Annotated in this window: 31 protein-coding genes; 8 read left to right on the top strand and 23 right to left on the bottom strand. The window is 35.6% G+C overall.

Annotated elements, in window-relative coordinates; translation table 11 throughout:
- Positions 1-112: 112 nt before the first annotated feature.
- From CVS84_RS02145 to hemB, 11 genes are all read right to left on the bottom strand, one after another.
- A complete protein-coding gene (locus CVS84_RS02145; protein WP_107690967.1) occupies positions 113-751 on the bottom strand; it encodes a response regulator transcription factor in 639 nt (212 codons plus the stop codon).
- Positions 752-769: 18 nt separating this feature from the next.
- The gene (locus CVS84_RS02140; protein ID WP_107690966.1) at positions 770-1261 is read right to left on the bottom strand and encodes a DUF5416 family protein; all 492 of its coding nucleotides are present in this window, start codon (positions 1259-1261) and stop codon (positions 770-772) included.
- Complete coding sequence (locus CVS84_RS02135; RefSeq protein ID WP_107690965.1) at positions 1261-2727, bottom strand: HlyD family type I secretion periplasmic adaptor subunit; 1467 nt, start codon at positions 2725-2727, stop codon at positions 1261-1263. Before CVS84_RS02135 ends, CVS84_RS02140 begins: the two co-directional genes overlap by 1 nt.
- Before the next feature lie 2 nt (positions 2728-2729).
- Positions 2730-4868: a type I secretion system permease/ATPase gene (locus CVS84_RS02130; RefSeq protein WP_107690964.1), complete on the bottom strand. Its 2139-nt coding sequence runs from the start codon at positions 4866-4868 to the stop codon at positions 2730-2732.
- Between the two features lie 3 nt (positions 4869-4871).
- Positions 4872-6821: a LapD/MoxY N-terminal periplasmic domain-containing protein gene (locus CVS84_RS02125; RefSeq protein WP_107690963.1), complete on the bottom strand. Its 1950-nt coding sequence runs from the start codon at positions 6819-6821 to the stop codon at positions 4872-4874.
- Positions 6818-7474, bottom strand: coding sequence for a transglutaminase-like cysteine peptidase (locus CVS84_RS02120; protein ID WP_054196396.1), 657 nt, complete (start codon positions 7472-7474; stop codon positions 6818-6820). The genes CVS84_RS02125 and CVS84_RS02120 overlap by 4 nt, the downstream gene beginning before the upstream one ends.
- Positions 7475-7494: 20 nt before the next feature.
- Positions 7495-9165 (bottom strand): TolC family outer membrane protein, encoded by a 1671-nt coding sequence (locus CVS84_RS02115; protein WP_107690962.1) that lies wholly within the window; start codon positions 9163-9165, stop codon positions 7495-7497.
- 116 nt (positions 9166-9281) lie between these two features.
- Positions 9282-10643, bottom strand: coding sequence for an oxygen-independent coproporphyrinogen III oxidase (gene hemN, locus CVS84_RS02110; protein ID WP_107690961.1), 1362 nt, complete (start codon positions 10641-10643; stop codon positions 9282-9284).
- A complete protein-coding gene (locus tag CVS84_RS02105; RefSeq protein WP_107690960.1) occupies positions 10636-11121 on the bottom strand; it encodes a DUF2603 domain-containing protein in 486 nt (161 codons plus the stop codon). The genes hemN and CVS84_RS02105 overlap by 8 nt, the downstream gene beginning before the upstream one ends.
- Positions 11118-12035: an ornithine carbamoyltransferase gene (gene argF, locus CVS84_RS02100; RefSeq protein ID WP_107690959.1), complete on the bottom strand. Its 918-nt coding sequence runs from the start codon at positions 12033-12035 to the stop codon at positions 11118-11120. The genes CVS84_RS02105 and argF overlap by 4 nt, the downstream gene beginning before the upstream one ends.
- A 1-nt stretch (position 12036) precedes the next feature.
- On the bottom strand, positions 12037-13008 hold the full coding sequence (gene hemB, locus CVS84_RS02095; RefSeq protein ID WP_107690958.1) for a porphobilinogen synthase: 972 nt from the start codon (positions 13006-13008) through the stop codon (positions 12037-12039).
- Positions 13009-13076: 68 nt separating this feature from the next.
- On the opposite strand from hemB, the gene ribA reads away from it, so the two are divergent.
- The 5 genes from ribA to htpX are packed head-to-tail and all read left to right on the top strand — an operon-like array spanning position 13077 to position 15637.
- A complete protein-coding gene (ribA, locus tag CVS84_RS02090; protein ID WP_107690957.1) occupies positions 13077-13640 on the top strand; it encodes a GTP cyclohydrolase II in 564 nt (187 codons plus the stop codon).
- Positions 13640-14206, top strand: coding sequence for a 16S rRNA (guanine(527)-N(7))-methyltransferase RsmG (gene rsmG, locus CVS84_RS02085; protein WP_107690956.1), 567 nt, complete (start codon positions 13640-13642; stop codon positions 14204-14206). Before ribA ends, rsmG begins: the two co-directional genes overlap by 1 nt.
- Positions 14203-14397 (top strand): hypothetical protein, encoded by a 195-nt coding sequence (locus tag CVS84_RS02080; protein WP_107690955.1) that lies wholly within the window; start codon positions 14203-14205, stop codon positions 14395-14397. Before rsmG ends, CVS84_RS02080 begins: the two co-directional genes overlap by 4 nt.
- Positions 14394-14759 carry a hypothetical protein gene (locus CVS84_RS02075; protein WP_107690954.1) on the top strand — a complete coding sequence of 122 codons (366 nt, stop codon included), beginning with the start codon at positions 14394-14396 and terminating at the stop codon, positions 14757-14759. The genes CVS84_RS02080 and CVS84_RS02075 overlap by 4 nt, the downstream gene beginning before the upstream one ends.
- Before the next feature lie 8 nt (positions 14760-14767).
- Positions 14768-15637, top strand: a complete 870-nt coding sequence (htpX, locus tag CVS84_RS02070) for a zinc metalloprotease HtpX (protein WP_107690953.1) — start codon at positions 14768-14770, stop codon at positions 15635-15637.
- Positions 15638-15875: 238 nt separating this feature from the next.
- Here the strand turns inward: htpX and CVS84_RS02065 are convergent, their stop codons facing one another.
- From CVS84_RS02065 to CVS84_RS02045, 5 genes are read right to left on the bottom strand one after another with little or no spacing between them, the layout of a single operon-like run.
- The gene (locus CVS84_RS02065) at positions 15876-16277 is read right to left on the bottom strand and encodes a flagellar protein FlaH (protein WP_103576487.1); all 402 of its coding nucleotides are present in this window, start codon (positions 16275-16277) and stop codon (positions 15876-15878) included.
- Positions 16268-16699 carry a hypothetical protein gene (locus tag CVS84_RS02060; RefSeq protein ID WP_054196386.1) on the bottom strand — a complete coding sequence of 144 codons (432 nt, stop codon included), beginning with the start codon at positions 16697-16699 and terminating at the stop codon, positions 16268-16270. The genes CVS84_RS02065 and CVS84_RS02060 overlap by 10 nt, the downstream gene beginning before the upstream one ends.
- A gap of 9 nt (positions 16700-16708) precedes the next feature.
- Positions 16709-17722 carry an alanine racemase gene (locus tag CVS84_RS02055; protein WP_107690952.1) on the bottom strand — a complete coding sequence of 338 codons (1014 nt, stop codon included), beginning with the start codon at positions 17720-17722 and terminating at the stop codon, positions 16709-16711.
- On the bottom strand, positions 17715-17954 hold the full coding sequence (gene cmeU / locus CVS84_RS02050; RefSeq protein WP_021091016.1) for a CmeU family protein: 240 nt from the start codon (positions 17952-17954) through the stop codon (positions 17715-17717). The genes CVS84_RS02055 and cmeU overlap by 8 nt, the downstream gene beginning before the upstream one ends.
- Positions 17955-17956: 2 nt before the next feature.
- A complete protein-coding gene (locus tag CVS84_RS02045; RefSeq protein WP_107690951.1) occupies positions 17957-18922 on the bottom strand; it encodes a L,D-transpeptidase family protein in 966 nt (321 codons plus the stop codon).
- Between the two features lie 137 nt (positions 18923-19059).
- Here CVS84_RS02045 and CVS84_RS02040 point away from each other — a divergent pair, with 137 nt between their 5' ends.
- The 3 genes from CVS84_RS02040 to CVS84_RS02030 all read left to right on the top strand — a co-directional run bounded on the left by CVS84_RS02040 (position 19060) and on the right by CVS84_RS02030 (position 20501).
- On the top strand, positions 19060-19482 hold the full coding sequence (locus tag CVS84_RS02040) for a copper chaperone PCu(A)C (RefSeq protein ID WP_087579842.1): 423 nt from the start codon (positions 19060-19062) through the stop codon (positions 19480-19482).
- Positions 19483-19553: 71 nt separating this feature from the next.
- Positions 19554-19949 (top strand): hypothetical protein, encoded by a 396-nt coding sequence (locus tag CVS84_RS02035; protein WP_021090968.1) that lies wholly within the window; start codon positions 19554-19556, stop codon positions 19947-19949.
- Positions 19950-19958: 9 nt separating this feature from the next.
- Entirely contained in the window at positions 19959-20501 is a 543-nt protein-coding gene (locus CVS84_RS02030) for an SCO family protein (RefSeq protein ID WP_107690950.1), read from the top strand.
- 41 nt (positions 20502-20542) lie between these two features.
- On the opposite strand, the gene CVS84_RS02025 is transcribed toward CVS84_RS02030, so the two are convergent.
- The 7 genes from CVS84_RS02025 to napG all read right to left on the bottom strand — a co-directional run bounded on the left by CVS84_RS02025 (position 20543) and on the right by napG (position 25612).
- Complete coding sequence (locus CVS84_RS02025) at positions 20543-21586, bottom strand: TerB family tellurite resistance protein (RefSeq protein ID WP_107690949.1); 1044 nt, start codon at positions 21584-21586, stop codon at positions 20543-20545.
- A 218-nt stretch (positions 21587-21804) separates the two neighbouring features.
- Positions 21805-22146: a chaperone NapD gene (locus CVS84_RS02020; protein WP_107690948.1), complete on the bottom strand. Its 342-nt coding sequence runs from the start codon at positions 22144-22146 to the stop codon at positions 21805-21807.
- Positions 22143-23078 (bottom strand): WD40 repeat domain-containing protein, encoded by a 936-nt coding sequence (locus CVS84_RS02015; RefSeq protein WP_107690947.1) that lies wholly within the window; start codon positions 23076-23078, stop codon positions 22143-22145. The genes CVS84_RS02020 and CVS84_RS02015 overlap by 4 nt, the downstream gene beginning before the upstream one ends.
- Positions 23075-23542: a 4Fe-4S ferredoxin gene (locus CVS84_RS02010; protein ID WP_107690946.1), complete on the bottom strand. Its 468-nt coding sequence runs from the start codon at positions 23540-23542 to the stop codon at positions 23075-23077. The genes CVS84_RS02015 and CVS84_RS02010 overlap by 4 nt, the downstream gene beginning before the upstream one ends.
- On the bottom strand, positions 23542-24069 hold the full coding sequence (locus CVS84_RS02005) for a nitrate reductase cytochrome c-type subunit (RefSeq protein WP_107690945.1): 528 nt from the start codon (positions 24067-24069) through the stop codon (positions 23542-23544). The genes CVS84_RS02010 and CVS84_RS02005 overlap by 1 nt, the downstream gene beginning before the upstream one ends.
- A complete protein-coding gene (napH, locus tag CVS84_RS02000) occupies positions 24066-24857 on the bottom strand; it encodes a quinol dehydrogenase ferredoxin subunit NapH (protein WP_107690944.1) in 792 nt (263 codons plus the stop codon). The genes CVS84_RS02005 and napH overlap by 4 nt, the downstream gene beginning before the upstream one ends.
- On the bottom strand, positions 24854-25612 hold the full coding sequence (napG, locus tag CVS84_RS01995; RefSeq protein WP_087586007.1) for a ferredoxin-type protein NapG: 759 nt from the start codon (positions 25610-25612) through the stop codon (positions 24854-24856). Before napG ends, napH begins: the two co-directional genes overlap by 4 nt.
- Positions 25613-25621 lie beyond the last annotated feature (9 nt).

Below are 25621 nucleotides of genomic sequence, written 5' to 3'. Positions count from 1 at the left end.
ATTGTATTCTTCAGCTAGTAAAAGTTGTATATGTATTTCTTTATGGGCACATGTATAAAAATTTATAGTTTTTGAAGAAGAATCTTATTTTTTCAAAAAATAAGTCAAGATTTTATGCGTCAAGCTGCTTCATCAAAAGCACAAGCCCTATTCTATCCTTTACATTTAGCTTACTATAAATCGAGCTTGTATGTGCTTTAACTGTTCTTAGTGTAATACCTGTTTTTTCTGAAATTTCATTATTTGTTAGACCCTGATAGATTAAATCTGCAACTTCTCTTTCCCTTGAACTAAGTTCAGAGAGGTCAGTCCTTTTATCTGCCTTTTCACTTTCACTATTAATATATGAGCCGGTTAGCTCACTAATCATTGCCTGAACAAATTCTTGGTAAAGCCATATATTTCCATTAAAAATAGCTTCAAAAGCATCTTCAAAGTGTGTCTTTCTCATGTGAGAATTTGCATAGCCCTTGATTCCAAGCGTAAGTAGATGCTTGCCTTCGTTTATCGTTGGCCTATTTGAGAGTATGAGTATTTTTATATTTGGGGAATTTTCAATTATATTTTTTATAACATCATCAATATTATCTTTAAAAACATCAATATCAATGCCTATAATATCAACATCATCATTTATATGAGAAAAAAACTCTTTTCTATTATGTATAAATTTCACATCGCTATTGCCAGTAAAATAGCTTCTCCAAATATTGTTTAATGCACTATTTTGTGTAAATAAAATAACTTGCATCACCTTTCCTTGGATTATTTATATGATTCTTTCATAAATTTTTTTATTATTTATAAAAAATTCTACGTGACGACTTTCGCCATTTTTGTATATCTTGTAATCTATTGATGAGAAAAATTTAGTAACCACAGAAGGTTTTTCTTCTAAAAGAATGGTCATTTCGAAAAAATCTTGTGATATAGCATATTTATAAGGAGCATTTAAATTTAAAATTCCAGGATCAAAGTCAAATTTATCCAAACTCTGGTCATAGCCTTTTATTAAAATTTTAATACTTCTTACTATATCATCTTGAATTTTTATATTTTCAAATAGTTTTTTATGTCTGCTAGCAACATCTACTAATTGTAAAAAATCTATTTCACAATCACTAAATTTAAATCGTTCAATTTCATCATTAACTATATCGCAGTAATGATCATCTTTTATGAGATAGAAATTTTGTAAATTTTGAAATTTTTCGATCTCATATTCACCAAATTTCTTATCATAAAAAGCGATCTTGCCCATTACCTCTCCGTTAAGGCATTTTGCTTTGCCTTTAAAATAGGCTTTAATAAATAATCAAGTATTGTCTTTTTGCCGGTAATGATATCAGCTGAGACTATCATACCAACTTTTATTCTAAGCGGTTTTTCTTCGCTACCAAGATAATTTTTCTCAGTTTCTATCCTGACTAAATAATAGCTCTCGCCAGTTTTTTCATTAGTCTCCGTATCGGCACTAATCTGCGTTACTTTGCCTTTTAAACCACCGTAAATACTAAAATCATAAGCCGTAAATTTAACCATCGTATCAAGTCCAGGCCTCAAAAATGCAACATCAGCTGGTTTTACTTTTACTTCAGCAACCAATTTATCCTCAAGAGGAACGATCTCGGCAATATTTTCACCAGGCTTGATAACTCCTGATACGGTATGAACCATCATTTTGCTGACAATACCATTTACTGGAGATCTTACATATGTTCTTTCTACTCTATCGCTTAGACTGATTTGTGATTCATTTATCCTTGCGATCTCTGCTGAAACTTCATTTAGCTCTTTTTTTGCATTGTTTTTAAAAGCAAGTTTTACTTCTTCGATCTTATTTTTCGCTTCTTTTATAGTTGATTCAACTCTTGGTACGGCAAGAACGGCAGCATCGAGCTCACCTCTTAGATCGTTTACGCGTCTTTGAAGCTGGATATACTCGACCTCACTAACAAGACCTTTTTTAAAGATTGGCTCCATAATGGCCTTTTCTTTTAGAACAAGGTTGTAGCTATTTTGGGTTTGAGAAATTTTATTTTTTAGTTCGACCAACTCACTCTGGCGTTGATGAATTTGCTCTGTTAAAATTCCTATCTGTTCATTTAAGTGATCGATATTTGAATTATGCAGACTTAGCTCGTATCTTATGGCTTTACTATTGTTCGCATCTCTAGCTTCGTCGTAGTCGAATTCCTTATCATTTGCCTCAGCATCAAGTCTCATAAATTTTGCTTGAAGTTCATCAAGTCTTAGTTTTGACTCGCCATAACTACTCGTAAAATTTTTATTATCTAGCCTTATTAGAATTTGATCTTTTTTGACTTCATCACCCTCTTTTACAAAAATTTGATCGACTATACCGCCTTCGAGATTTTGTATCGCTTGGTTTTTCCCAGACGGGATGATTTTACCACTACCTCTTGTGATCTCATCTATTTGTGCCCAAGAGGCCCAAACAAGAAGCCAAAACATAGTTATAGCAACCGTATAGAGTATCTTTTTAGATGTAGATGGGGCTTTAGCCAAAACAGCCTCAGAAAGACTTGACATAAATTTCAAATCATAAGCATCATAATTTTTTGTTTGAAGATTAGACTTTATATCATCTACACTATTTAAAATTTTATTACTAGCTTCCTCTTGTTCTTTTATGTTATTTTCAGAAATTAATCTTTTTTCATTTTTTGGATTTTCATTTTGTTTATTCTTGATATCTTCTTGCATGATCACTTCCCACTAAGTCTTGCTAAAACTTCATCTCTTGGTCCGTCCAATAAAATTTTGCCATTGTCCATAACTATAAGTCTATCAACAAGATCTAGCATCGACGTCCTATGTGTAACAAGCAGCATCGTTTTATTTGCCGTATTTGTCTTTAAATTTATTTTTAACTTATTTTCAACTGTATTATCAAGAGAATTTGTTGGCTCATCAAGCAAAATAATAGGACTATCTAGCAAAAATGCCCTAGCCACAGCTATACTTTGACGCTGTCCGCCACTTATGCCGTCACCTCTTTCAAAGACTGGCATATCAAATCCAAGTGGATGGGCATTTACATACTCATCAACTCCACTTACTTTAGCTGCTTTTATAATCTGAATATCATCAACATATGGTGCTTTTTGAACAATATTTTCTCTAACCGTTCCTTTAAAAAGCACAACATCTTGCGGAACGTAGCCGATATTTCGCCTAAGATCGGCTGGGTCGATTTGATTAATATCAATACCATCAATTAGCACTGAGCCTTCAGTTGGTGAGTAAAGTCCCAAAATGAGCTTTTGTAAAGTAGTTTTTCCAGAGCCATTTTTGCCTATAATGCCAACTTTTTCACCTGGCTGAATAACAAAATTTATCCTATCAAGCGAACCTTTTGTGGTATCTGGATAAGTAAAGCTTACATTTTTAAACTCGATCTTTCCATCAAAAGAATTTCTTCTAACAAATTTTTTACCTTCTGGCCTTTCAACAGGCATTTGCATAATCTTACTAAGACTTTGATAGGCTGTTTTTGTCTGCTCAAAATTTGCAGCCAGCGAAGCCACCTGTCCCATAGGAGCGATAGCGCGAGAGCTAAGCATAACCGCAGCAATAAGACCACCCATTGTAAGATGCGTATCTTGTATCATATAGACGCCAAGAACGATAATGGCAATAGTATTTAATTGCACTAAAAAAGATGTAACAGTGGTTATCGAAGTTGTGATAATTTTTGATTTAATGCTTCTATTTGCTATCTCACCAGTTGCCTCTTCCCAGTTCCATTGTATATGGCCACTAGCACCAAGAGTTTTTATAGTCTCAAGACTACTAAGGCTCTCTATCAAAATTCCATTTTTTATAGCCGAAGCCTCAAATGTACTCTTAATAGCATTTTGAAGTGGATCTTTTATAAAAAACGTATAACATAAAATAGCTATCATAATAACAATCGGCACAAGTACGATATAGCTTCCTATAAAATAAGTAACTATCAAGAAAATGATCGCAAATGGAAGATCGACAATGGCTGCCAATGAGGCTGATGAGAAGAAATTTCTAACCGTATCAAACTCTTTTAGATTACTAGCGAATGAACCAACAGATTTTGGTTTATTGCTAAATTTCATATCCATAACGCGCTCAAATAAAATAGAGCTCATTATGATGTCACTCTTTTTGCCAGCAATCTCAAGAAAATATGATCTTACAAATTTTAAAAAAAGATCTATGCCATAAACTACACTTACACCAAGTGCCAAGACCCAAAGTGTCTCAACCGCATTATTTGGCACGACACGGTCATATACGTTCATCGTAAAAAGTGGACTAGCAAGAACAAATAAATTTATAATAAAACTTGCAAGAACAACATCAAAATAAATCTTTTTTGAACGCTTTAGAGTTCCCCAAAACCAGTGGTCATTGCCCGCATCAATTAGCTTTGTTGAGCTAGTATCCTCTGGAACAAACTCGCGCTTTAGATAGTATGCATAGCCTAAATATTCTTCTTTTAATTTACTTATTTCTATCGCGCTAGTACCAGTTGAAAGTTCTGGTGTTATGATATTTGCTGTCTTTTTATCTTTACTAAAAGATTGCAAGATGCAAGCTTTTTTGCCTCTAAGCATTAAAATGCAAGGTAAAACTAAAGGAGAGATTTGTTCAAGATCTTTTCTTACAAGGGTAGAAGCAAAGCCGGCACGAGAAGCAGCACGAGAAAATAAAGACCTTGAGCTTTTAAGTGAAAAAAGCTCAATCTCATCGCTATCTTTTACTGGCAAGCCAATAGTTAAAGCATCGGCACTGTATGGATTATTATGAAGCTTGGTAAAAATAACCAAACATTGAAGCAGCTCATCTTTTATCTTATCACTATGCATCTATCATCCAATGTTCTTAATTTCATCTATATAAATTCCTTGCATATTTTTAATGCCAAGATCGATTAACTTTTTCTTCTGCTCTTCGCCTTCAACACCGATTGCGATCAAAATAATGTCTTTTGAGCTTAAAACAACATCAAGTGATTGTTTTGTGTTTACTCCTGACTTATCACTTAAGAAGTCAATCAAGACATTTGACTGAATTTTTACATAATCAGGGTTAAATTCTTTTAGTTTCTCGATACCTTTTGCGTTAAGCTCGAAGTGGTCAAAACCAAATCCAAAGCCAAGTTCTTTTAATTTTTTAGTAAGTTTAACTATACTTTCTATACTAATATCGTCTTTATTTGGAATTTCTATATAGTTTTTATATTTCGAAATTTGACTTATCTTTTTAAGCGTAGCTTCAAGTTTTGAAAAATTTTCATCTGAGTTTAATATCTCTTTGCCCAAATTTATTGCCAAGTTGCCACTTGGTAAGATATTCTCCGGTAAAATTCTGGCTACCCTATTTAAGATGTGAAGATCAAGCATTGCGCCTAGATTTAGCTCATTTACCATCGGCATGAAATATGAGGCCATACGCCATACTCCATCCTTATCAACAAGCCTCAAATAAAGCTCATACTGCTCAAAATTTGAATTAAGATCAATCACCTTTTGAGCTGCGAATTTAAATTCATCTTCTTTTATTGAGTCAAAAATAAGCTCTTTATACTTCTCTTTACCAATCACTAAAGTATTTTGATTTTCATTAAATACCTTATATGCAAAGCTACCAGCAAGTCTTGAACTAGCCAATGTAACGTCAGCTGAAGTAAGAAGTGTCTTGATATCAGTATTTGGTGAATACTCAACTATCGCAGCATTTACTGGATACTCGCTATCATTTAGTGCAAAATTTGCATAAAGCTTTTTAAACTCATTCATAATTTCATCACATAGAGCCAAGAAATTTGATGAATTTCTACCATACGAAAGTACAATGAAATCATTATCGTTAAGCCTTGCAACAATCGCATTTTTATCATTATGGATTGATTTTTCTTGTAAAATTTGAGCTATTTTCATTACAACGCTTTGCCATTTCTCAAAGCCAAGCGTACTTTTTAAATTTATTAGATCTTTAAAACTAACAAGCAAAGTAACTCCACTTGAATACTCTTCACTAGCTAGATACTCACTAAATTTAGTTTGAAAAAATCTTCTATTATTAGCACCACTCATTGTATCTTTATATAAAAGTTCTTGATACTTACTAAGTGTGGCTGCCTCTCTCTCAAAAATGTCTTTTACCTTGCTAACCATAGAGTTCATAGCTAGAACCATTTTTTTAAGATCGGCTGTAAATGGAATTCTTTTCTGAATAATAAATTTATTATCAAGTATGGCCTCAGCCTGATCTTGAACCTTCATAAGCGGCCTAAAAATAGCTTTTAGAGCAAAATATGCTACCACAAGAGTGACAATTATCATTAGAAGAAGAAAATTAAAAATATTTTTTGAGTTGGTATAAAGCTCATTATAGGCAAGTGCAGTGCTGCCTTGAACATAAAGCGTACCAAATTTTGCCCAGCCAGTCATAATCTCGCTATCTGCTATTGGTGCTTCAAACTTGGCTATTTTGTAAAACCACTCGGGAATATCTTTAACAACAGTTTGTTGAGAATTTTCAATAAGAACCTTACCATCAACATCTTCAAGTTTAATAAGCTTATATCTACCGCTGTCAAACATAGAATTTATCATTGTTTGAGCCAAGGACATATCGTCTGGATCGATAATAGGCTTTAAAGCAAGTCCAAGCGAATTTGCTGTGTGTCTTGCATTTTCACCAAGCTGGTCATTAATATATCCATTTAGGCTCTTAAAATTTAAGTAGCCAACAGCCATAAAAATCATGATACCAAAAGTTATCACGGCGATCATAATTTGTTTAAATAGCGTCATAAATCCTCTTTTCCTATCCTATCTATTAGTTCCATCCACTTAGGATTTTGTTTTTTATTTCCACCTGGTATTGCTTGACCAAGACCTTCTTGTTTTGCCAAGTATAGCGAATCACCATTAAAACTATAAACTGGAACAAGGTCTGTTCTTTGAGTTGCGATTTTTATTTTACCATTTATGTTATCTAAAATTAATGGAATAGATTTTGGTGTATCGTAGTATGCTAAAACCATATGAGCTTGATTGTATCTTAAGGCTTTAACATATGTGAAGTATAATTTTTGAGTTGGAATTCCTAGCTGCTTTAGTGTAAAATATTTTGCAATAACGTAGTCTTCGCAGTCACCAGCACCTTTTCCTATAAATTCCATTCTAGTAGCCCAATAATCCTTTTTGTGCCAAAGCTGCATATCATCAACCCATCTAAAAGAGTTAAAAAAGTCATTTACTTTTATTAATTTCTCTTGTTCAGTTGCATCTTGCAATGAAGTCATTAAAGAATTTAGAGCAGAAGCCCTTCTTCTTGCATCTTCTCCATAAATTTTAGCTACCTTTGCTATGGTTGTTGATTTTATAAAATCTCCAATAGCACTTGCCAATAATAAAAAAAGGACGCTTACAATAAGCGTCCAAAAATTTGTCTTGACCCTCATGGTCATTACTTTTTACATTTTTATCTTAAATCGTTTTGAATGCTGCAAGCACCTTGAATGTATCTCTTTGCAAAACCTGGTTCAAAGCTATCTGAGATCATTCCCATATTATCTAACAGTCTGTATTTTGCATAAGATAGTGCTGTCTCAGTTGTAGCAATCTCTTTTAACGCAGAGTTATATTCATTTTCAGCATCAAGCAAGTTTATAAGATCACGACGACCGATTCTAAACTCATCCTGGTAAGCATCAAGTGTAGCTTTAGCATATTCAACGTGTTGATTTAGATATCCCATTTTTTCTTGATTAAGAACATAATTTTGCCATGAAAATTCCAAAGATTCTTTAAGCTCTCTTACAAGATTATCCAAAGTTTGTTGCTCTTGTTGAACGGCAAGTTGGCTTTTTTCTTTATCTAGTTTATCATTACCTTTATTGTAAAGGTTATAGTTTAGTCTTAAAAGTGCGTCAAATGTTTGTTCTTCATAATTGTCATATAAAACATTTGAATGATCATACGCACCAGATACAACAAGATCTAATTTTGGTAAGAAAGGCGCATTTTTCTCTTTTACAACTGATTCTGCCATAGCAATATTTGATTTTTGAACCAAAAGTGACGGATTGCAAAGAATTGCTTTGTTATAAACAGCTTCTTTTGTGCTAGGCAAAGGAAGGCTAAACTCAGGCATTACTAAATTTTTAGCTGCAACTTTTTTTCCATATAATTTCTCAAATGTAGAAAGTGCATCTTCATAGTTATTTTTAGCGGCTGTATAGTTTGATTGAGCTAGAGTATAGCGCGATCCAGCTTGTCTCTCTTCGGAAGCTACGCCATAACCTGATCTTGCTCTATCTTTAATTTGGCTATAAATTTCCTCATGACTCTTTACGTTTTCTTCTTCGATGTCTAAAATTCTCTTAGTTTGAAGAACTTGTAAGTAAGCATTTGCAGCATTTAATGTAAGTCTATCTGCAGCTTGTGCTACTGAATAAGCAGCTGAATCAAGCCTTGCGCTTTGAGAATTTATTCTATTTTTATCAGCACCACCATTGTATAAATTTTCAACTAAGGTTAGAGATGTGCCAGAAATTCTTCCATCTCCTCTTCTTGTAGAAACTCCATCATCAAGGCGTTTTTTCTCATATCCCACTCTAGCAGCAGCGTCAAGTGTTGGATAATAGGCATTTTTTGCTATTTTTAGATCTTTACCAACTTGTAGATAGTTAAATTCTGTAGCTTTTAAACTTGGATTTTCATTTAAAATAGTCTTTATAACTTGATCTAAAGTCAAAACTCCATCATCAACTTGTGCTACTGGTTTTACTTCAGTTGATATAGCTTGTTCTATATTAGATTTTTTTGTTATTTGAGTATCAGCTACAGGTGCTTTTGCTCTCATTAAAGCATCTTTATAGCCTGATTCGTTTTGAACTTTAACTAATAGACTATTAGCTTCATCCTCAGAGACCGGAGTCGTGTCAACATATAAAAATTTTCGTCCACCAACCTCATAGATACCTGTAGTTAGTCTACTATCAGAGATTTTGCTATTAACTTTATTAACAGCACTATCAATTCTAGCCTGATTATCATCTTGTGCAAATGAAGCTAGAAAAATCCTATAAGGAACATCTTGAGCTGACAGTACAGTTGCTGCCAAAGCACTAATTGCTAACATCTTTTTCATAACTAAGATCCTTTTGCCTTTTTTTATTATTAAGTCTATACTTACAATTTTGATACGAATTATACACCAAGAAATATTAAATGCATTTTAAATATCTTATGACAAAAAAATAATTTTTATATAGTTTTAGAAAAACGCCTTAAATTCTCAGGAATTTTCTTTAGATATTCATCAAAACACATTGCAATATTGCGTATTATTAGTGTCCCTGTCTCATTTACGCTAATTTTTGTAGGTGTAATATCAACAAATTCACTTAAATTTTTTAGCTCCTCAAGCTCGTCCTTAAAGTGTTCAAAGAAATTTATATGGAATTCATTCTCGATGGCTTTGATATCAAGCCCAAAATTACTCATTAAGTTCATAATCACACTCTTTCTAAGTAGATCTTCATCACTTAGATAAATTCCCTTTGCATACGGCAGCTTTCCACTATCAATTGCTTTTTCATACTCATCCATATCTTTATGATTTTGTGCGTAGTGTCTTTTGCATTCGCCTATGCTGGTCACTCCAATACCAATCAAGTCAGCGCCACCTTTTGTTGTGTAACCCTGAAAATTTCTATGTAAAGTGCCATTTGCTAAAGCACCAAAAAGTTCATCATTTGGTTTTGCAAAGTGATCCATGCCTATCATTTTATAGCCATTTTTAGTTAAAAACTCAGCTGTAAATTTCAAAATCTCAAGCTTCACTTCTGGATTTGGCAGAGTTGTTTCATCAAATTTACGCATTGATTTTTTTATCCATGGCACATGAGCGTAGTTAAAGACTGCAAGCCTATCTGGATCAAGCGTGAGAGCTAGCTCGAGTGTCTTTTTAAAGCTCTCTAGACTTTGATACGGCAGACCGTAGATTAGGTCCATATTGATTGATTTTATACCCTTCTCTCTAGCCATTTTTACAGCATTTTGAGTGATCTCATAGGGCTGAATTCTGTGAATTTCTTTTTGCACCTTTTCGTCAAAATCTTGCACGCCGTAGCTTATGCGGTTAAATCCATGAGAAACAAGTACATCAAGCTGCTCTTTTGTCAAAAATCTCGGGTCTATCTCGCAGCTTATCTCAGCCTCTTTTGAGAAATTTTTAAATTTAGCCTTGATAAGTTTTATGATCTCATCAAGTTGTTCGGCATTATAAAATGTTGGTGTACCGCCGCCAAAGTGCATCTGTAAGACCTCAGCGCTAGTATCCAGGTGGCGAGCTAAAATTTCAAGCTCTTTTTCTATGTATCTTATATATTTCTCTTTGCGATCCTCTTTGCTAGTGTAAATGACATTACAGCCACAAAAATAACAAGCACTCCTGCAAAATGGCAGGTGCAAATAAAGCGAAAGCGGCCTTTTTTTATCGCGGTTTTCAAGCTCTTTTATATAAGCCTCATAGCTAAATTTATCGCTAAACTCCGGTGCCGTCGGATAGCTCGTATATCTTGGCCCTGGCCTAGAATACTTCACATACGCACTAAAATCAATCATCTGCCCTGCTCCTTGCCATTTGGATCATTTCTTTTATATCTACAAATAAATTTGGATGCTCTTTTTTTATATTTTTTACTAGTTTGTCAAGATCAATATTAAATTGTCTGCTTTTTTTATCGCTTGCGATCTTTTTTATCTCATCCATAGCAACTACCCAAACATCACTAAAATCAACCGGAATGTTTTGCCAGATCGTCTTTTCAAGCCTTAGATCAAAATTTTCTTTTTGCGACTCTTTTAAGGCCTCGATCAAAGCCGAAAGCGATTTTACAGAGATTACTGTGTGTAAATTTTGATTTTCATCAATACCAAACCACGGCTCTTTTGAGTCCCAAGAGCCACTTTTTAAATTTAAAATATGCTCATTTGGATTTTTGGTTGAAACTATCTCAAAGATCGTCTTCTCAGGACTGCTTAGCCCAAGACTATTACCAATCTCATCTATCTCATCATATATATTTTTCTCTTCACTCATCTTCTTTTCTCATCTAGCCAGACCATTACACCTTTTTGGGCATGAAGTCTGTTTTCAGCCTCGCTAAAAATTTCATCCGCGTGCTTCTCAAAAACTGTCTCACTCACCTCATAGCCTCTATAAGCTGGCAAGCAGTGCAAAAATATCGCATCTTTTTTAGCTAGGCTCATCAAATTTTCATCCACGCAGTACCCAGCAAAGTCTTTTAGCCTCTTTTCTTTCTCGGCCTCTTGCCCCATCGATACCCAAGTGTCCGTAGTTACCACATCGGCACCATCTACTGCTTCTTTTATATCGTTTGTGATAAAAATTTTCGCACCTGAAATTTTTGCGTTTTCATTAGCTATCTTTAAAATTTCAGCGTCCACCTCGTAGCCTTTTGGTGTGGCGACTCTTAGTTTAAGTCCTAGTTTGCTAGCTAGCATGAGCCAAGAGTGAGTCATGTTGTTACCATCCCCTACGTATGCGACTTTATCGCCTGCACTAAATTCTAGCATAGTAAGATAATCTGCCATTAGCTGCACTGGGTGAAATTTATCACTTAGTCCGTTTATCACTGGCACGCTTGAAAATTTAGCAAACTCCTCTAACGTTTCGTGCTTATCAACCCTTAGCATAGCCATGTCGCACATCCTGCTGATCACTCTAGCGGTGTCACGGATTGGCTCGCCGCGGCCTATTTGTATATCATTTTTGCTTAAAAATAGCGCATATCCGCCAAGCTCATGCATGCCCACATCAAAGCTCACTCTAGTTCTAGTTGAGCTTTTTTCAAATATCATCGCAAGCTTTTGGTCTTTAAGATATGGCTTAAATTCTCTAGCCTTCGCCTCTTTTTTGATCTTGCGGGCTAAATTTATCATCTGCTCGATTTCATCTTTGATAAAGTCATTTAGCGTCAAAAAATGCCTCATCTTAGCCCCTTAAAATTTTAGCTGCTTCTTTTGCGTGATAGGTGATGATCAAATTTGCCCCTGCTCTTTTAAAGCCGATCAAAGTCTCCATCATAACGCGATCATAGTCGATGATGCCAGCTTTTGCACCAGCTTTTAGCAGTGCGTACTCGCCGCTTACGTTATAGACGCAGATAGGCAGAAGGGTTAAATTTCTAAGCTCTCTAACGATGTCAAGATAAGCAAGCGCTGGCTTTACCATCAAGATATCAGCGCCTTGCGCTTCGTCTTGCAAGCTCTCGTTGATCGCCTCCAAGCGGTTTGCGCTGTCCATTTGATAGCTCTTTCTATCGCCAAAGCTTGGAGCGCTTTGCGCCACGTCACGAAATGGTCCGTAGTAGGCTGAGGCAAATTTAGTTGAGTAAGCCATCACTGGTAAATTTTCATAGCCATTGCTATCAAGCGCCTCTCTTAGTGTTGCGATGATGCCATCCATCATACCGCTTGGTGCGATCATGTCGGCGCCATTTTGAGCGTGTATCAAGGCTTGTTTGGCTGAGATTTCAAGCGTTGCGTCATTGTCGATGGTGTTATGCACGTGATCGATTATGCCGCAGTGGCCGTGGTCTGTATATTCGCAAAAGCAAAGATCAGTGACGACTACTAAATTTGGGAATTTATCTTTTATCGCTCTAAGTGCGGTTGCGATGATGCCGTCGTTACTTAGTGCATCACTGCCAACGCTATCTTTTAGGCTTGGTATGCCAAATAAAATGATCGATTTTATACCTAAATTTACTATCTCTTCGCACTCTTTTAAAATTTCATCGATACTCATTTGATAGACGCCTGGCATTGAAGCGATCTCGTTTTTAACGCCTTTGCCCTCAACTACAAAGAGCGGATAAATGAAGTCATTTACGCTAAGGCTAGTCTCTCTTACCATGTCTCTTAAAGCTGGATTTATTCTTAATCTTCTAAAACGTTTAAACATATTTTTGCCTTTTCTTTGTTAAAATGCGTGATTTTTAGCTAGTTTAGCACAGTTGGAGTAAATTTAAAATGAAAATAGAAATTTCAAACGCGGCAAACCTACCATCAAGATTTGGCACTTATAAGGTTCAAGCCTTCAAAGAAGGGTCAAAAGAGCACCTCGTGATCTACAAAGAACCTTTGAGCGAAGTTGTAAATCTTAGAATTCACTCCGAATGCCTAACTGGCGATGCGATCGGAAGCCTAAAGTGCGACTGCCGCGACCAGCTTGAAGCGAGCCTGAAATATATCGAAGAAAATGGTGGCATGGTCATCTACCTGCGTCAAGAGGGCAGAAATATCGGGCTTTTAAATAAAATAAATGCTTATAGCCTGCAAGATAAGGGCTTTGACACCATTGAGGCTAATCACCAGCTAGGTTTTAAGGCTGATGAGAGGACGTATGAAGTGGTTGATTTTATCTTAAATCACTACGGCATAAAAGAGGTAAATTTACTCACAAATAACCCTTTAAAACTTCACGGACTAAGCTCTGTAAAGATCGTAAAACGCGTGCCTATCGTCATCAAGCCAAATAAATTTAACGAAAGCTATTTGAAGGTCAAAAAAGAGCAAATGGGGCACATCTTGTGATGAAAAATGAGCTTTGTCTGCCAGCTGAATTTAATGAAAAAATAAAGGCTTACGCTCAAATTTTTGCTAAATTTAACAAGGTTCATAGCTTAAGCAATTATAAAAACATAAGCGAGCAGGTGTTTGATAGCATTAGACCGCTTGAGATCTTTGACCTAAGTGCCAAAATGGCGATAGATGTAGGCAGTGGGGCTGGCTTTCCAGCGATATTTTTAGCGCTTGCGATGCCACAAACAAAGTGGCACCTTTTTGAGCCGATAGCCAAAAAGTCATCATTTCTAAGCTACGCTAAGATCGAGCTTGGCATAGAAAATTTAGAAGTTCATAGCCAAAAGATCGAGCTTGCAGATAAATTTACGGCTGATCTCATCACCTCAAGGGCGCTTAGTAAGACAAAAGAGCTCATAAAAATTTGCGAGGGATTTTATGATGAGAGCACTAAATTTCTCATCTACAAGGGCTCAAGCGTTATGGATGAAATTTCAGGCATAGACGCGCAAATTTACAATGAAAAAAATAGAAACTACATATATTTTAATCTCAAAAACCGAGGGGAGATACGTTGAAATACTTGCTTTTTGTAGCGATTTTGGTTGCGATTTACATCATATTTTTTAAAAATAGAAAAAAAAGAGACAAGATAAACACCAGTAACTTCGAAGAGTGTAGCAAATGCGGTGTCTTTAGCGACATCGATCAAATGGTGCTAAGAGACGGAAAATACATCTGCAAAGAGTGCATAAAGGGTGAGAGATGAAAATTTTAGGTGATGAACTGATCAAATTCGAGCCATTATATCTTTGCAAAAGTGAAGATGAAATTTCAAACGGCAGGCAAAATCTCTTTAAATTTGATAGAAATTTCATAAAAAGGGCACTAGAAGCTGGAGCAAACTTTAGCGTTTTTGTGACGAATATAAATGAAGCCATTATCGCAAACGCGGCTGGAACAAAATTTATTATCGCAGATATTGATATTGCAAAAGATCTAGCTAAGATTGCTGAGAGTTATCTATTTGACGCACTTATAGCTGTTTTCATAAAAGATGAAAGCGAGCTTGCACAGCTTGCAAAATTTAACATAGACGCTGCAATCTTGTCAAACGCTATAAAAAAATAAGGACAAAGATGGAAATTTTTAAAACTGCTTTTTTAATGGTTACTTTAATGCTAATTTTTATCGCTGTTGGCGGATATATTGGAGGTGAGCAAGGCATGATGATCGCCTTTTTGATAGCGGCTGGTACAAATATCTTTTCATATTTTTTTAGTGATACTCTGGTGCTTAAAAGATATAACGCTATCCCAGTCGATGAGAGTAACGCTCACGGGCTTTATGAGATCGTATCTCGCCTCACACAAAAGGCAAATTTGCCTATGCCAAAAATTTACATCATCCCAGAAGAGGTGCCAAACGCCTTTGCCACGGGCAGAAACCCAAGCCACGCAGCTGTCGCGGTAACCGAGGGGCTTTTAAAAATTTTAAATGAAAACGAGATCGAGGGCGTGCTAGCTCACGAGCTAAGCCACGTAAGACACTACGACATCCTAACTGGCTCAATCGCGGCAATTCTTGCAGGCGCTATCGCGATGCTTGCAAATTTTGCTAAGGTTGGTGGTATTGCTGGGCAAAGCAACGGTTCAAGAAGAGGTGGCGGTAATGCCATCGTTATGCTAGCACTTGCTATACTCATGCCAATAGCTGCCACAATCATACAAATGGCTATCTCAAGGGAGCGCGAGTATAAGGCGGACAAGGGCGCAGCCTATCTAACAGGACACCCAGAGTGGCTTGCAAGTGCTTTAAGAAAGCTTGAGAGCTATTCAAATTCTTACATTATGCAAAACGCAAGCGAGCAAAGTGCTCATATGTTTATCGTAAATCCATTTGGCTCGCTAACTAACAAGCTTGGCGTACTTTTTAGAACGCATCCAAGCACTAGCGATAGGATTGCTGAGCTTGAAAGACTTGAACAAGAGATAAAAAGAGGCATGTAAAAATTTAGTCCTTAGTTAAATTTGGGCTAAATTTCTTCTTTTTACCATCTTTTTTGGCTTTAAATTTAGACATTTACAAGAAATTTTAAATTTTATGAGCGAGTAATTTCGGATCTAAAATTTGAGACAATCAGCAAGCGAAATCAAATTTTAGTAGTCGATTCTTGTGAGTAAATAGAATTTTAAAATTGTAAAGGATCAAATTTGTAACCAAAAAACCGAAATTTAACTCCAAATTTCACTGCAATTTCTTGCAGTCGCGATCTTCTATAGTGTACTCAAAGATCAGCTCACCATTTTCTGAATAAAAAAGCTCGTCCAAGGTAACACCTATACTCAGCATATTTAAGATTTCTTTATCTTTGCAAGCGGTTCGTAAATTTTCCTTTTTGATAGCTTCGATAAATTCCAAAAGCTCTTTCTCTTCAAGCCTTTTGATCTCTTGTTTTCTTGCGTGTTTGATGGCATATCTATAAACGAGCGTATCGCCGACATTTAGGATATCGTTTAGTATAAGTGTTGGTGTGCAGATAAATGGAAGCTTTTTTTTGTAGTAAGTTGCATGATTTTTCGCTGCCATATCTGGCGTAAGAGCCAGGGCAAGCGAGTAAAAAAACAGTAAAAAAATGACTACTCGCAACTACTTTTATCCAAATTTATATCAAAAAAATGCCTGCCTTCAAAGCCGTAACTACCACTTAGCGTGATGCCACGATTTAGCACAGCTCTAGCCATACCTGAATTGCAAAGCGCATCTTTTCCATTTTTATAAAACTCATCTTTTAAAGCTAAAATTTGAGCTTTATTGTAGCCTTTTATCCTCTTTGTCTTGGTCTCGTTTAAAACAAACTCACCATGTATGTTTAGCCCACTGCTACTTACATCTTTTAGCGTGATCATCTCATCGACCCTGCTTGGTAAATTTGGCTTTGCAGTTTGGACGACAAAGGTTGGGATCTGCTTAGTGTCAAGCTGATTTAGTATCTGCTCATAAATTTTAAACTCACTCTCTTGCACACCAAAAGCAAGGCTAGCAAGAGCTAATAAAACGATCTTTTTCACACATTACCTTTATATAAATTTTCTAGTTATATTTGGCGAGAGTTTTACTAAAATATCATAACTTATCGTATCAAAAAATTTCGCCCAAATATTTGCATTCTCAAGCACACAGACCCATTCGCCGCTATCTTTACAGCTAAAGCTATCCATAGAAATTTTGCCTAGTATTGGCTCGTTATTGGCAAGTCTTAGCTCGCCACATCCATTGTATCTTAGCAATCCATCGCCATATCCAAGATCATAAGTGGCTACATTTATATCTTCTTTTGCGCTAAATTTAGCACCATATCCAACACCTTGACCACTTTTTAAAATGCGCCTGCTAACTCTTCTTGCCCATAGTGAAAGTACTGGCTTTAAGTTCAAACTATCACCAAACTGAGTGTACCCATACTGAGCGATGCCCACGCGCACCATATCATCATCGATTTCACTTGCTCTTTCAAGCGCAGCTGAGTTGTGAGAGTGAAAGATCGGTTTTTTCATACCAAACTCATCGCAAAGAGCTAAAATTTTCTCTTTTGCAGCCCTAAAATTTTCCCTTTGCACAAAATAATCAGCATTTAGCTCATCACTCGCACGAAAATGAGTATAAGCTCCAAGAAGCTCTAAATTCCTTCTTGTTAAAATTTCAAACGCATAATCAAGCTCGCTAATATCAAGCCCATTTCTATGCATACCAGTGTCAATTGCAAGATTGATTTTTGAGCCATCTTTTATCTTCAAAAGTGCCTCTGTATCGTTTATCGCATAGATAAATTTACTACTTTCATTTCCGGTTGGGATATGTGAGAGAATGAGAATATTTTCAAATATATCAGAAATTTCATTTGCCTCAAACTCGCTTTTTACAGCACAAATTTCTATACCAAATTTTTTAGCTTCACTAGCAATAAGCCTTGCGCCATGGCCATAAGCATTGTCTTTTAATACAACTATTACTTTCTCTTTGCCACCAGCTTTAGCACAAATTTGAGTGAGGTTATAAATATATGAAGCTTTATTTAGGCGTATTTCAGACATTAAAATTCACATTAAAAGCAGTATAAACATCCGGTAAAAGTTTTCTTACGTTGTAATCAAATGCATAAAATTTAGCGTAAATTTCTTTCAGATCAGCCTCTTTTACTTTGCTAAAATCAAAAACATCAGTACCATCTTTCTTTGGAACTTGGCGGTCAAGCTCAGCAAAAAAAGCAGCTCTTGCCTCTAAAATTTTCTCGATTTTTTCTTTTACTTCTTGAGATTTTTCCACTTTTACTCCTCTATAAAAATTTTCATATCATCGTTATAAAGCTTCACATAAAGCGTCTTTTGCCCAGCAAATTTATGTGTATCTGAAACATAATCCTCATAAAAACTCACACGAAAAAGCCTATCGTTTTTAAGATTTGGATAAGGCGTGATGAGAAAATTTGAAAAACTAATGCGTTTTTTCTCTTTTTTAGAAAAAATAGCCCGCTTCATACTTTTAAATTTTTCCAAGCTCATACCATCGTATCGCTCAAAGTTTTTATCGTAAAATTTAAGATAGTTTTCAATGTCGCTCTCGCTCCATGTCTTTTTCCAGCCCAAAAGCCCAGAAATAATCACTGCTATATCTTTTGCACTAGCTTCCGGACGCTTATCTTCGTAGATAAATGCAAGTGTTTTTTTGTGATCCACTACATCATCGAATTTCATCAAAGTATCATTTTGCATAGCCACGCAGCCTTTTGTTTTTAGCTCATCTGTCCTTTGACCATCAAGCGGATAGCCATGTATCCAAATACCACCACCATTTCGTTTTGCAAGCTTATCAAGCAAATTTGGGTATGAAAGCGAAAATGCAAGTGGGCCAAGATATCTATCATTTGGCGTAAATCTACGTGTAAGCTGATATACTCCAACCGGTGTTTTTAGATCGCCTTCAAGAAGCTTATCGCCATTTTTGCCAACTATAACGCTTGAGCTAAAAAGCTTTTTTGTAATGCCGCCATTATAAGAGATTACTTCAAGCTTCTTTTTAGTTTTATCAACTACACTTAGAAGTATCTCGTTGTCATAATATCCATATCTTATATCCTTGCCCTCAAGCTTTTTTAGCCAGTAATCCTTACTTAAAATATTTTTTTCAATGGCATCAATAACAGCAGCTGAGCCATTTTTTAAGTAAATTTCTTCGTAATTTTGGGCAAAAAGACAAGGCGATAACGCGATGAAGAAAAATATAATTTTTTTCAAGTGAAATATCCCAAAAAGTAAAATTTAGTCCGTAATTATATCCTAAAAAATTTATATTTTTAGATTTTAAAGGTAAATTAAGTAGTTCTAAATGTATAATGTGAAAACCATTATTAATTTTATCACAAAGGAAAAATATGAAAAAAATCGTTTTTGGTGCGATGCTTGCAGCTTCTGCTCTTATGGCGGCTGATATCAGCCTAGAGAATGTTAGAGCTAGAGATACAAAACCTGGCACAAACAACAGTGCAATTTTTATGGATATAAAAAATACTTCAAATTCTGATGTAAAGCTTATTGGTGCTCACTCAAGCGTTTGCAAAAGCACAGAAATTCATACTCACAAAATGAATGATGGTATGATGGCTATGGTTCAAATCGAAGATGCAGTGATTCCAAAAAATGGCGAAACAAAACTAGCGCCTGGCGGTTTACACATTATGCTTATGGATCTAAATAAACCATTAAAAGATGGTGATAAAGTTGATTTAGAGCTAAAATTTAGCAATGGCGAGAGCATAAAGCTTGATAATATTGGAGTAACTAAAAACTTTAAATAATGAAAAAAATCATAATTATTTTTTCATTTATCTTTATTGTTCTAGGTGCTTTTTCGATAGGCTATAAGCTTATGACAACAAGCAAAGAAGATCCACCTGAATTTGCCGATGTAAACACATCACTAGATCCTTTAAAATGTGATCTAAACAACAAATCTTGTGAGATGGAATTTAAAGGCGTAAAGCTAAAAATAGACATCTCACCAAGACCTATTTATGCTATGAGGCCTTTTAGCTTTAAAATAATTAACGGTAAAAATTTAGGGCTAAAAAATCCTAGTCTTGAGATAGACGGCATAAATATGAATATGGGATCGATTAAAGCAAGGCTTGAGCCAAGAGGCGATAACTTAACTGCTCAAGTAGTGCTAAGTGCTTGTGTTGTCGAGCTTATGAGATATCGATTTAAAGTGCTTGATGACGAAAAAGAAACTGGTTTTTTTGTAGATCTTGATCTAAAATTATAGAGGGTAACGATGAAAAAGGCATTTTGGGGCTTAATAATAATCTTAATTTGTATAGGTGTTGCACTTGTGCTGATAAAGCCAAACAAGTATGATTTTAAGGCACTTTCACAAAATGGTGAAGTAAGTCTTAAAAATTATGACGGAAAGTACAAAGTTATATATTTTGGTTATCTTTTTTGCCCCGATGTCTGCCCTACTGCGCTCTCTTTGATTGGCGATGAACTAAACAAGCTAAAAAGAGATGACTTTGAGCTGCTTTTTATTACACTTGATCCTGAACGCGATACTCCTGAAAATTTAACTCTAATGGCAAAAAATTTCTACAAAGATGCCGATGGATTAAAACTAAATGCCTTAAAAGAAGTGGCAAAAACCTATGGTGTAAAATTTCAAAAAGTCCGTCTTGAAAACTCAGCCATGGGCTACTCTGTTGCTCACAGCTCTTCAATATATTTAATAGACAAAAAAGGAAATTTCTATAAAGAAATTTCAAATCTAACAAACGAAAATATTGGAGAAAATTTATTAAATTTGATTAAAGATAGACCTTAGGCTATAATTTTAGTAAGCCAAAACTGGCCTACTGAAATTCTTTATGCAAGCATCATCTCAAGATCTTCTAAACTAAAATTTAATTCACTTGCTATACTTTTTAAATATATTTTTTCGCTCATCTCTATTTTTTCATCAGCTTTAGCGATCGCCACAAGGTCTATCATCAGTGTTGAAATTTCAAGAGTATTGCCCTTAAATACATCAAGATTTACTTCTACCTTTTCGTTACTATTTGTAAGAGATAGCAATCTAGCTTTTTCATCACTATTTAATTTGGCGTCATCTATAAACTCATAAATGATTTTCTTCTCTCTTTCGTCGCAATATCCATCAATTTTCATTAAATTTATAAAAAATTCAATCTTAGACTTTACAATTTGCTGTTTCTCATCTATAAAATTTGCAAGCTCTGCATTTGCCTTTTCAAGATCATTTATAAAATTTGGAATTTGAGATAAAATCTCGTCTTTTTCTACTACTGTAAGTTCAGTTTCTACCAAATCTTCATCAAAAGCTATCTCTTTACTAAAAAGCTCTTTTGCCTTTTTGCCAATTTTATTTGTACTATATTTACTCCAAGTAGCCATTACTGTAGCACCTGCAAGGGGTATCCACTTTGCTGCCATTGATTTTAATGCTTGCTGAGTAATTTTTCCACCCAAAATTTGTATTAACTTTTGTAGAACACTAAGACTAGCACGCTTTACAATTAACTTTTGTCCTTGAATTACTATAAGACCTGTTGCTATGTTACCTGAGGCTGCAAACAAAGCCTCCATAATAATCTCTTTTGGCGGCTCTTTATAACCATAAGCCCTCGCAATATCTGCAGTCATTGCTATTTGATTTCTAATAATTGAAACAATCTCAGGTACTGCAGCTGCCATACCAAAAGGCCCAGGAATAAGTCCTGCACCACCTGAAATACTTGCATTTAGGTAGCTATATTTATCTATAATGCTTTCTATACTGCTAATTGTTGGTACACCACCTTTTTCCCAATCTGCTTGCTTACTTACAATAACACTTGAAATTGCATTTTGCAGACCTTTATTTATCCCTTCGCCTATTTTATCTAGCATTTTTGCTCCTTTAAAAGATTTACGAAGTAAATCGTTTTTTTTTTCTGAAGGGCAATTTATCTTTTTTAAAAATTTTTATATTTAAATCTATAGGCCAAACAAAGTTGATTAAATATAAGTAGTATTAGCAACAAATTTATTAAGAAAGTCTATATAAAAGGTAGGCTTTTGCACTATAAATTTTTAATCATGATGCAAAAGCCAGAAATTTGGTTTTACTATTTCACTCTATGATGCACGCTGCCGCCATAAGTAATATCCTCTGCTTTTACCTCATCACTTGTTAAAATTTCACTTATCTTGCCATTTTCTTCTAGTTTTTGCCTATTTTCTTCGGCATCTTCTTGATAGCTGTAAACCATCGCAACGCTCACTACTCCACTGATAGCTTCTATCTTTTTAAAATTTTTTATCTCATCTTCAATACTATCTGAGCTAACTACCACTACGATTCTATCGTCTGCATCAGTTATTATTTCACATTCTTTTAGCTTTTTTATTTCGTTTTTTACACTTTCATTTTTATTGTCCGTATAAACTATCAAACTTGAAATATTCATTTAATTCTCCAAAACAAAATTTTATTCTCATAGGCTGAAGTTACGACTTCGTTATCGCTTATAAAAACTATGCTATTTATCGTACTTTGTCCAGTTTTTAGCATTGCGATATTTTCTAAGCTTTTACTATCAACTAAATTTACATCGCTCATCTCATCGCTCATATAAGCCGCCACTCTACCATCATCGCTAAGGCCGACGCCATAGACCAAAAAGCCAGTATTTATCTTTTTTAGGCTTCCAGCTGAAAATATCCCCACGATCCTATCGGTGCCTCCGCTGATCATGACTCCATTTTTATATGAGATGTCGTAGATATTGTCTGTATGAATATCTAAAATTTGATCCATTTTTTTAGCTTTTATGTTATAAAAGTAGACCTTCCCACTCTCGCAAGCGATAGCTAGAGTGCTTCTATCTTCGTTTATCTCCATATCTGAGAGCATCGCAATTGAAATTTTAAAGCTATCATAAATTTCGCCATTTTGTAGATTTAAAAAGTAAATTTCATTGCTAATTGAAGCAAGCGCAACATGCTCATTATCTAAAAACAATGCCTTTTTTGTCGCTTGATTTGGTATTTTTATGCTTTTCATCTGCCCATTTTCTCTTATATAAAGCACCTTTGTAGCATAGTCACCCTCACTTAGGATGAGTATCTTGCCATTTAACTCATCAACGTTTAGAATTTTTGGTCTTTCATGATCGCTAACGTATGTTTTTATATCTTCTATTTTTATTATCTCTTCAAATTTATCTTCTTTAGGATCATAAATTTCAACCGTCCCTTCATCAGTCGCGATAAAGAGTTTGCCATTTATTAGTGTTGTGCTTAGCACATTTGCACTAGCCTCTATTTGCTTATATGGAGTGGTGATCTCACTTGCAAAGATAAAATTTAATAGACAAAAAATAAAAAACAAAGCTCTCATAAGGCCTCCATTTGAAGTGAATTTTTAAAGCAAACATCAAAGCACTCGCCACAGCTTACGCAGTTTTGATTAACAATAGGACGAAAAACGCCAAGAAATTCGACTGCTTTAAATTTGCAAGCATCAAGGCAGTTGTAGCAGATCGTATCATTCCACGCTAAACAGCTAGAAACATCGATGCTAACTTTTGCGTTTATACTTTTTGGTGAGCTTGGGCTTAATGTCTTTTTACCAAGACTCTCACAAGCCTTTGCGCACTCTTCACAAAAGTCACAGCCCAGCTTTTTAACTTTAAAAACCACCCTTTCATTTTCAAAGCTAAGAAGCTCTTTTTCACAAGCATTTACACAGTTAGCATCGCATCCATCGCAGTCAAACTCACCGCTAAAAAATGGTGGTGTTATAAATTTGGGAGCAGATTTTGCCCCCAAAATTTTACTAAAAAGCTCTCGCCTGCTTTGCATTATTTAACACCATCATTTAAAACATCTAGCAAGTTTGATTTATGAGTACCATTTTTATCTCTAAAATCAGGCTTAAATTTATTGCCAACAAGCTGCGTTACGCCATTTTGTTGCTCAACGTGGCATGTTGTGCAGTTATATCTTTCATCATCAAGCTTGCCTGCAAGATCTTTTTTGTTTCTGATATCATAAAAGTGAGATGATGGTATCGGTGTTGCTCCACTATCTTTTGCAAACTCAGGCATATGGCAGGTTACGCACATATTCATATCTTTTGTGATAGGTACTAAACCCTCAGTATCGTGTGGGATAAATGGTGGTGCATTTTCAAAAGACCTATCAAATTTCTTTGACATACCAGCTGGCTCTTTTGTGTAGTTCACATCTTTTAATACAACGTCTTTATCGTCTAACAAATCGATATTTCTAAAGCCGATTTGCGAGTCACTAATACTTGGATTATTAAAAGCACATGCCGCAAAAAACGTAGCGCACAATCCTCCAAGCATCATTATTTTTATTTTCATTTTTCTCTCCTTAAATTTCTAATACTAAATTTCAAAGCCCCGTCTCCGCAAACATCAATACACCTGCCACAGCTTATGCACTCGCTTGAGCTTACTGAGCGGCTCTCTTTACCGATCATGTCAAGCACTTGCATCTCTGGGCAAATAAGCTTACATTTCATACATTTTGTGCAAGCCTGGGCATCATGTTTTACTCTAATTAGGGCAAATTTTGAGATGGTGGCGTAAAAGGCACCAAGTGGACAAACGTGCGAGCAAATGCCACGCTTTAATACAAACATATCAAAAGCAATGATCGCAACCGCTATGCCTAAAGCACTAGCTGAGCCGTAAATAATACCGCGCTGAATAATGCCAATATAGCTAATGCTCTCAAATACTGGATAAGATAAAGCAAGGCTTAATATAAGAGCAAGAGCCAGTAAGTAATAACGTAAATTTTTACTCACATTTAAGACTTTTTCGCCCTTAAAGCCAAATTTTTCTCTTAGTTTAAAAGCGATATCGGTTAGTAAATTTATTGGGCATATCCACGAACAAAACGCTCTTGGAGCAACCAGTGCGTAAAGTGCAAAGATAATGCCAGCTCCAATAATTGCATTTATGCCGGCACTAAAGCTTGCAAGTAAAATTTGAACAAAAGCAAATGGATCGCTTAGTGGAATCTTTCCAAAAAGCAAAGATGAGCTTAAATTTCCGCTAAGTATCTTAACTCCGTAAAAATTTCCTAGGATAAATAGCGCTAGGATAGAAATTTGAGTTATTCGTCTTAAGATTAAAAATTTCATAGCTCACCACCATTTAGATAATCAGTCGCTTTTTTAATGTCAAGCTTTATTTTGCTGTCTGCATCGTCTATGCGTCTTTCATCTTCTTTGACCCAGCCTTTGACGTAGTTATCGCCTACTTTGCCAAGCACAGCGTCACGGTTTAGCACGGTAATGGCTGCTTTTTTAGTGATACAGGCTCGCTCGCATAGGCCACATCCGGTGCAGATGTCGCTATCGACCACTGGAAGTAAAAAGGCATGCTTTTGCGTCCTTTCGTTACGGCGATACTCAAGATACAAGGCTTTGTCCAAAAGAGGACAAGCCCTGTAACAAGCATCGCACTGTATACCCCAGTGTGCCACGCAGTTTTTCATATCGACCACCGCAACACCCATTTTGGCCTTATTTATGTCAAGCTTACCTTTTGTGCTTACTAAATTTACGTCCAAAGCTCCAGTCGGACAGGCTGGCACACAAGGGATATTTTCACACATATAGCAAGGAATTTTTCTAGGCTCAAAATAAGGCGTTCCAATGCTTATGCCATCTTCTAGCGATGAGAGCTTTAGCGTATCAAATGGACAAGCCTCTACGCAAAGCCCACACCTAATGCAGCTTTGTAAAAATTGCTTCTCTTCTTTTGCACCAGGAGGCCTAAGAAGCATAAGTGGCGAAGCTTTGGCACTAAGCGACCAAACAAAGCCTCCGCCAAGAGCCAAAAGCGCTACTTTTGCTCCAAATTTTAAAGCCTCTCGCCTACTTGAAAATCCCATATCGCTCAC

Source organism: Campylobacter concisus (assembly GCF_003048575.1).
GTDB classification, from domain to species: Bacteria; Campylobacterota; Campylobacteria; order Campylobacterales; family Campylobacteraceae; genus Campylobacter_A; species Campylobacter_A concisus_U.
The sequence above is the reverse complement of the archived record's forward strand: the minus strand, read 5'-3'. Positions and strand labels throughout refer to the sequence as shown.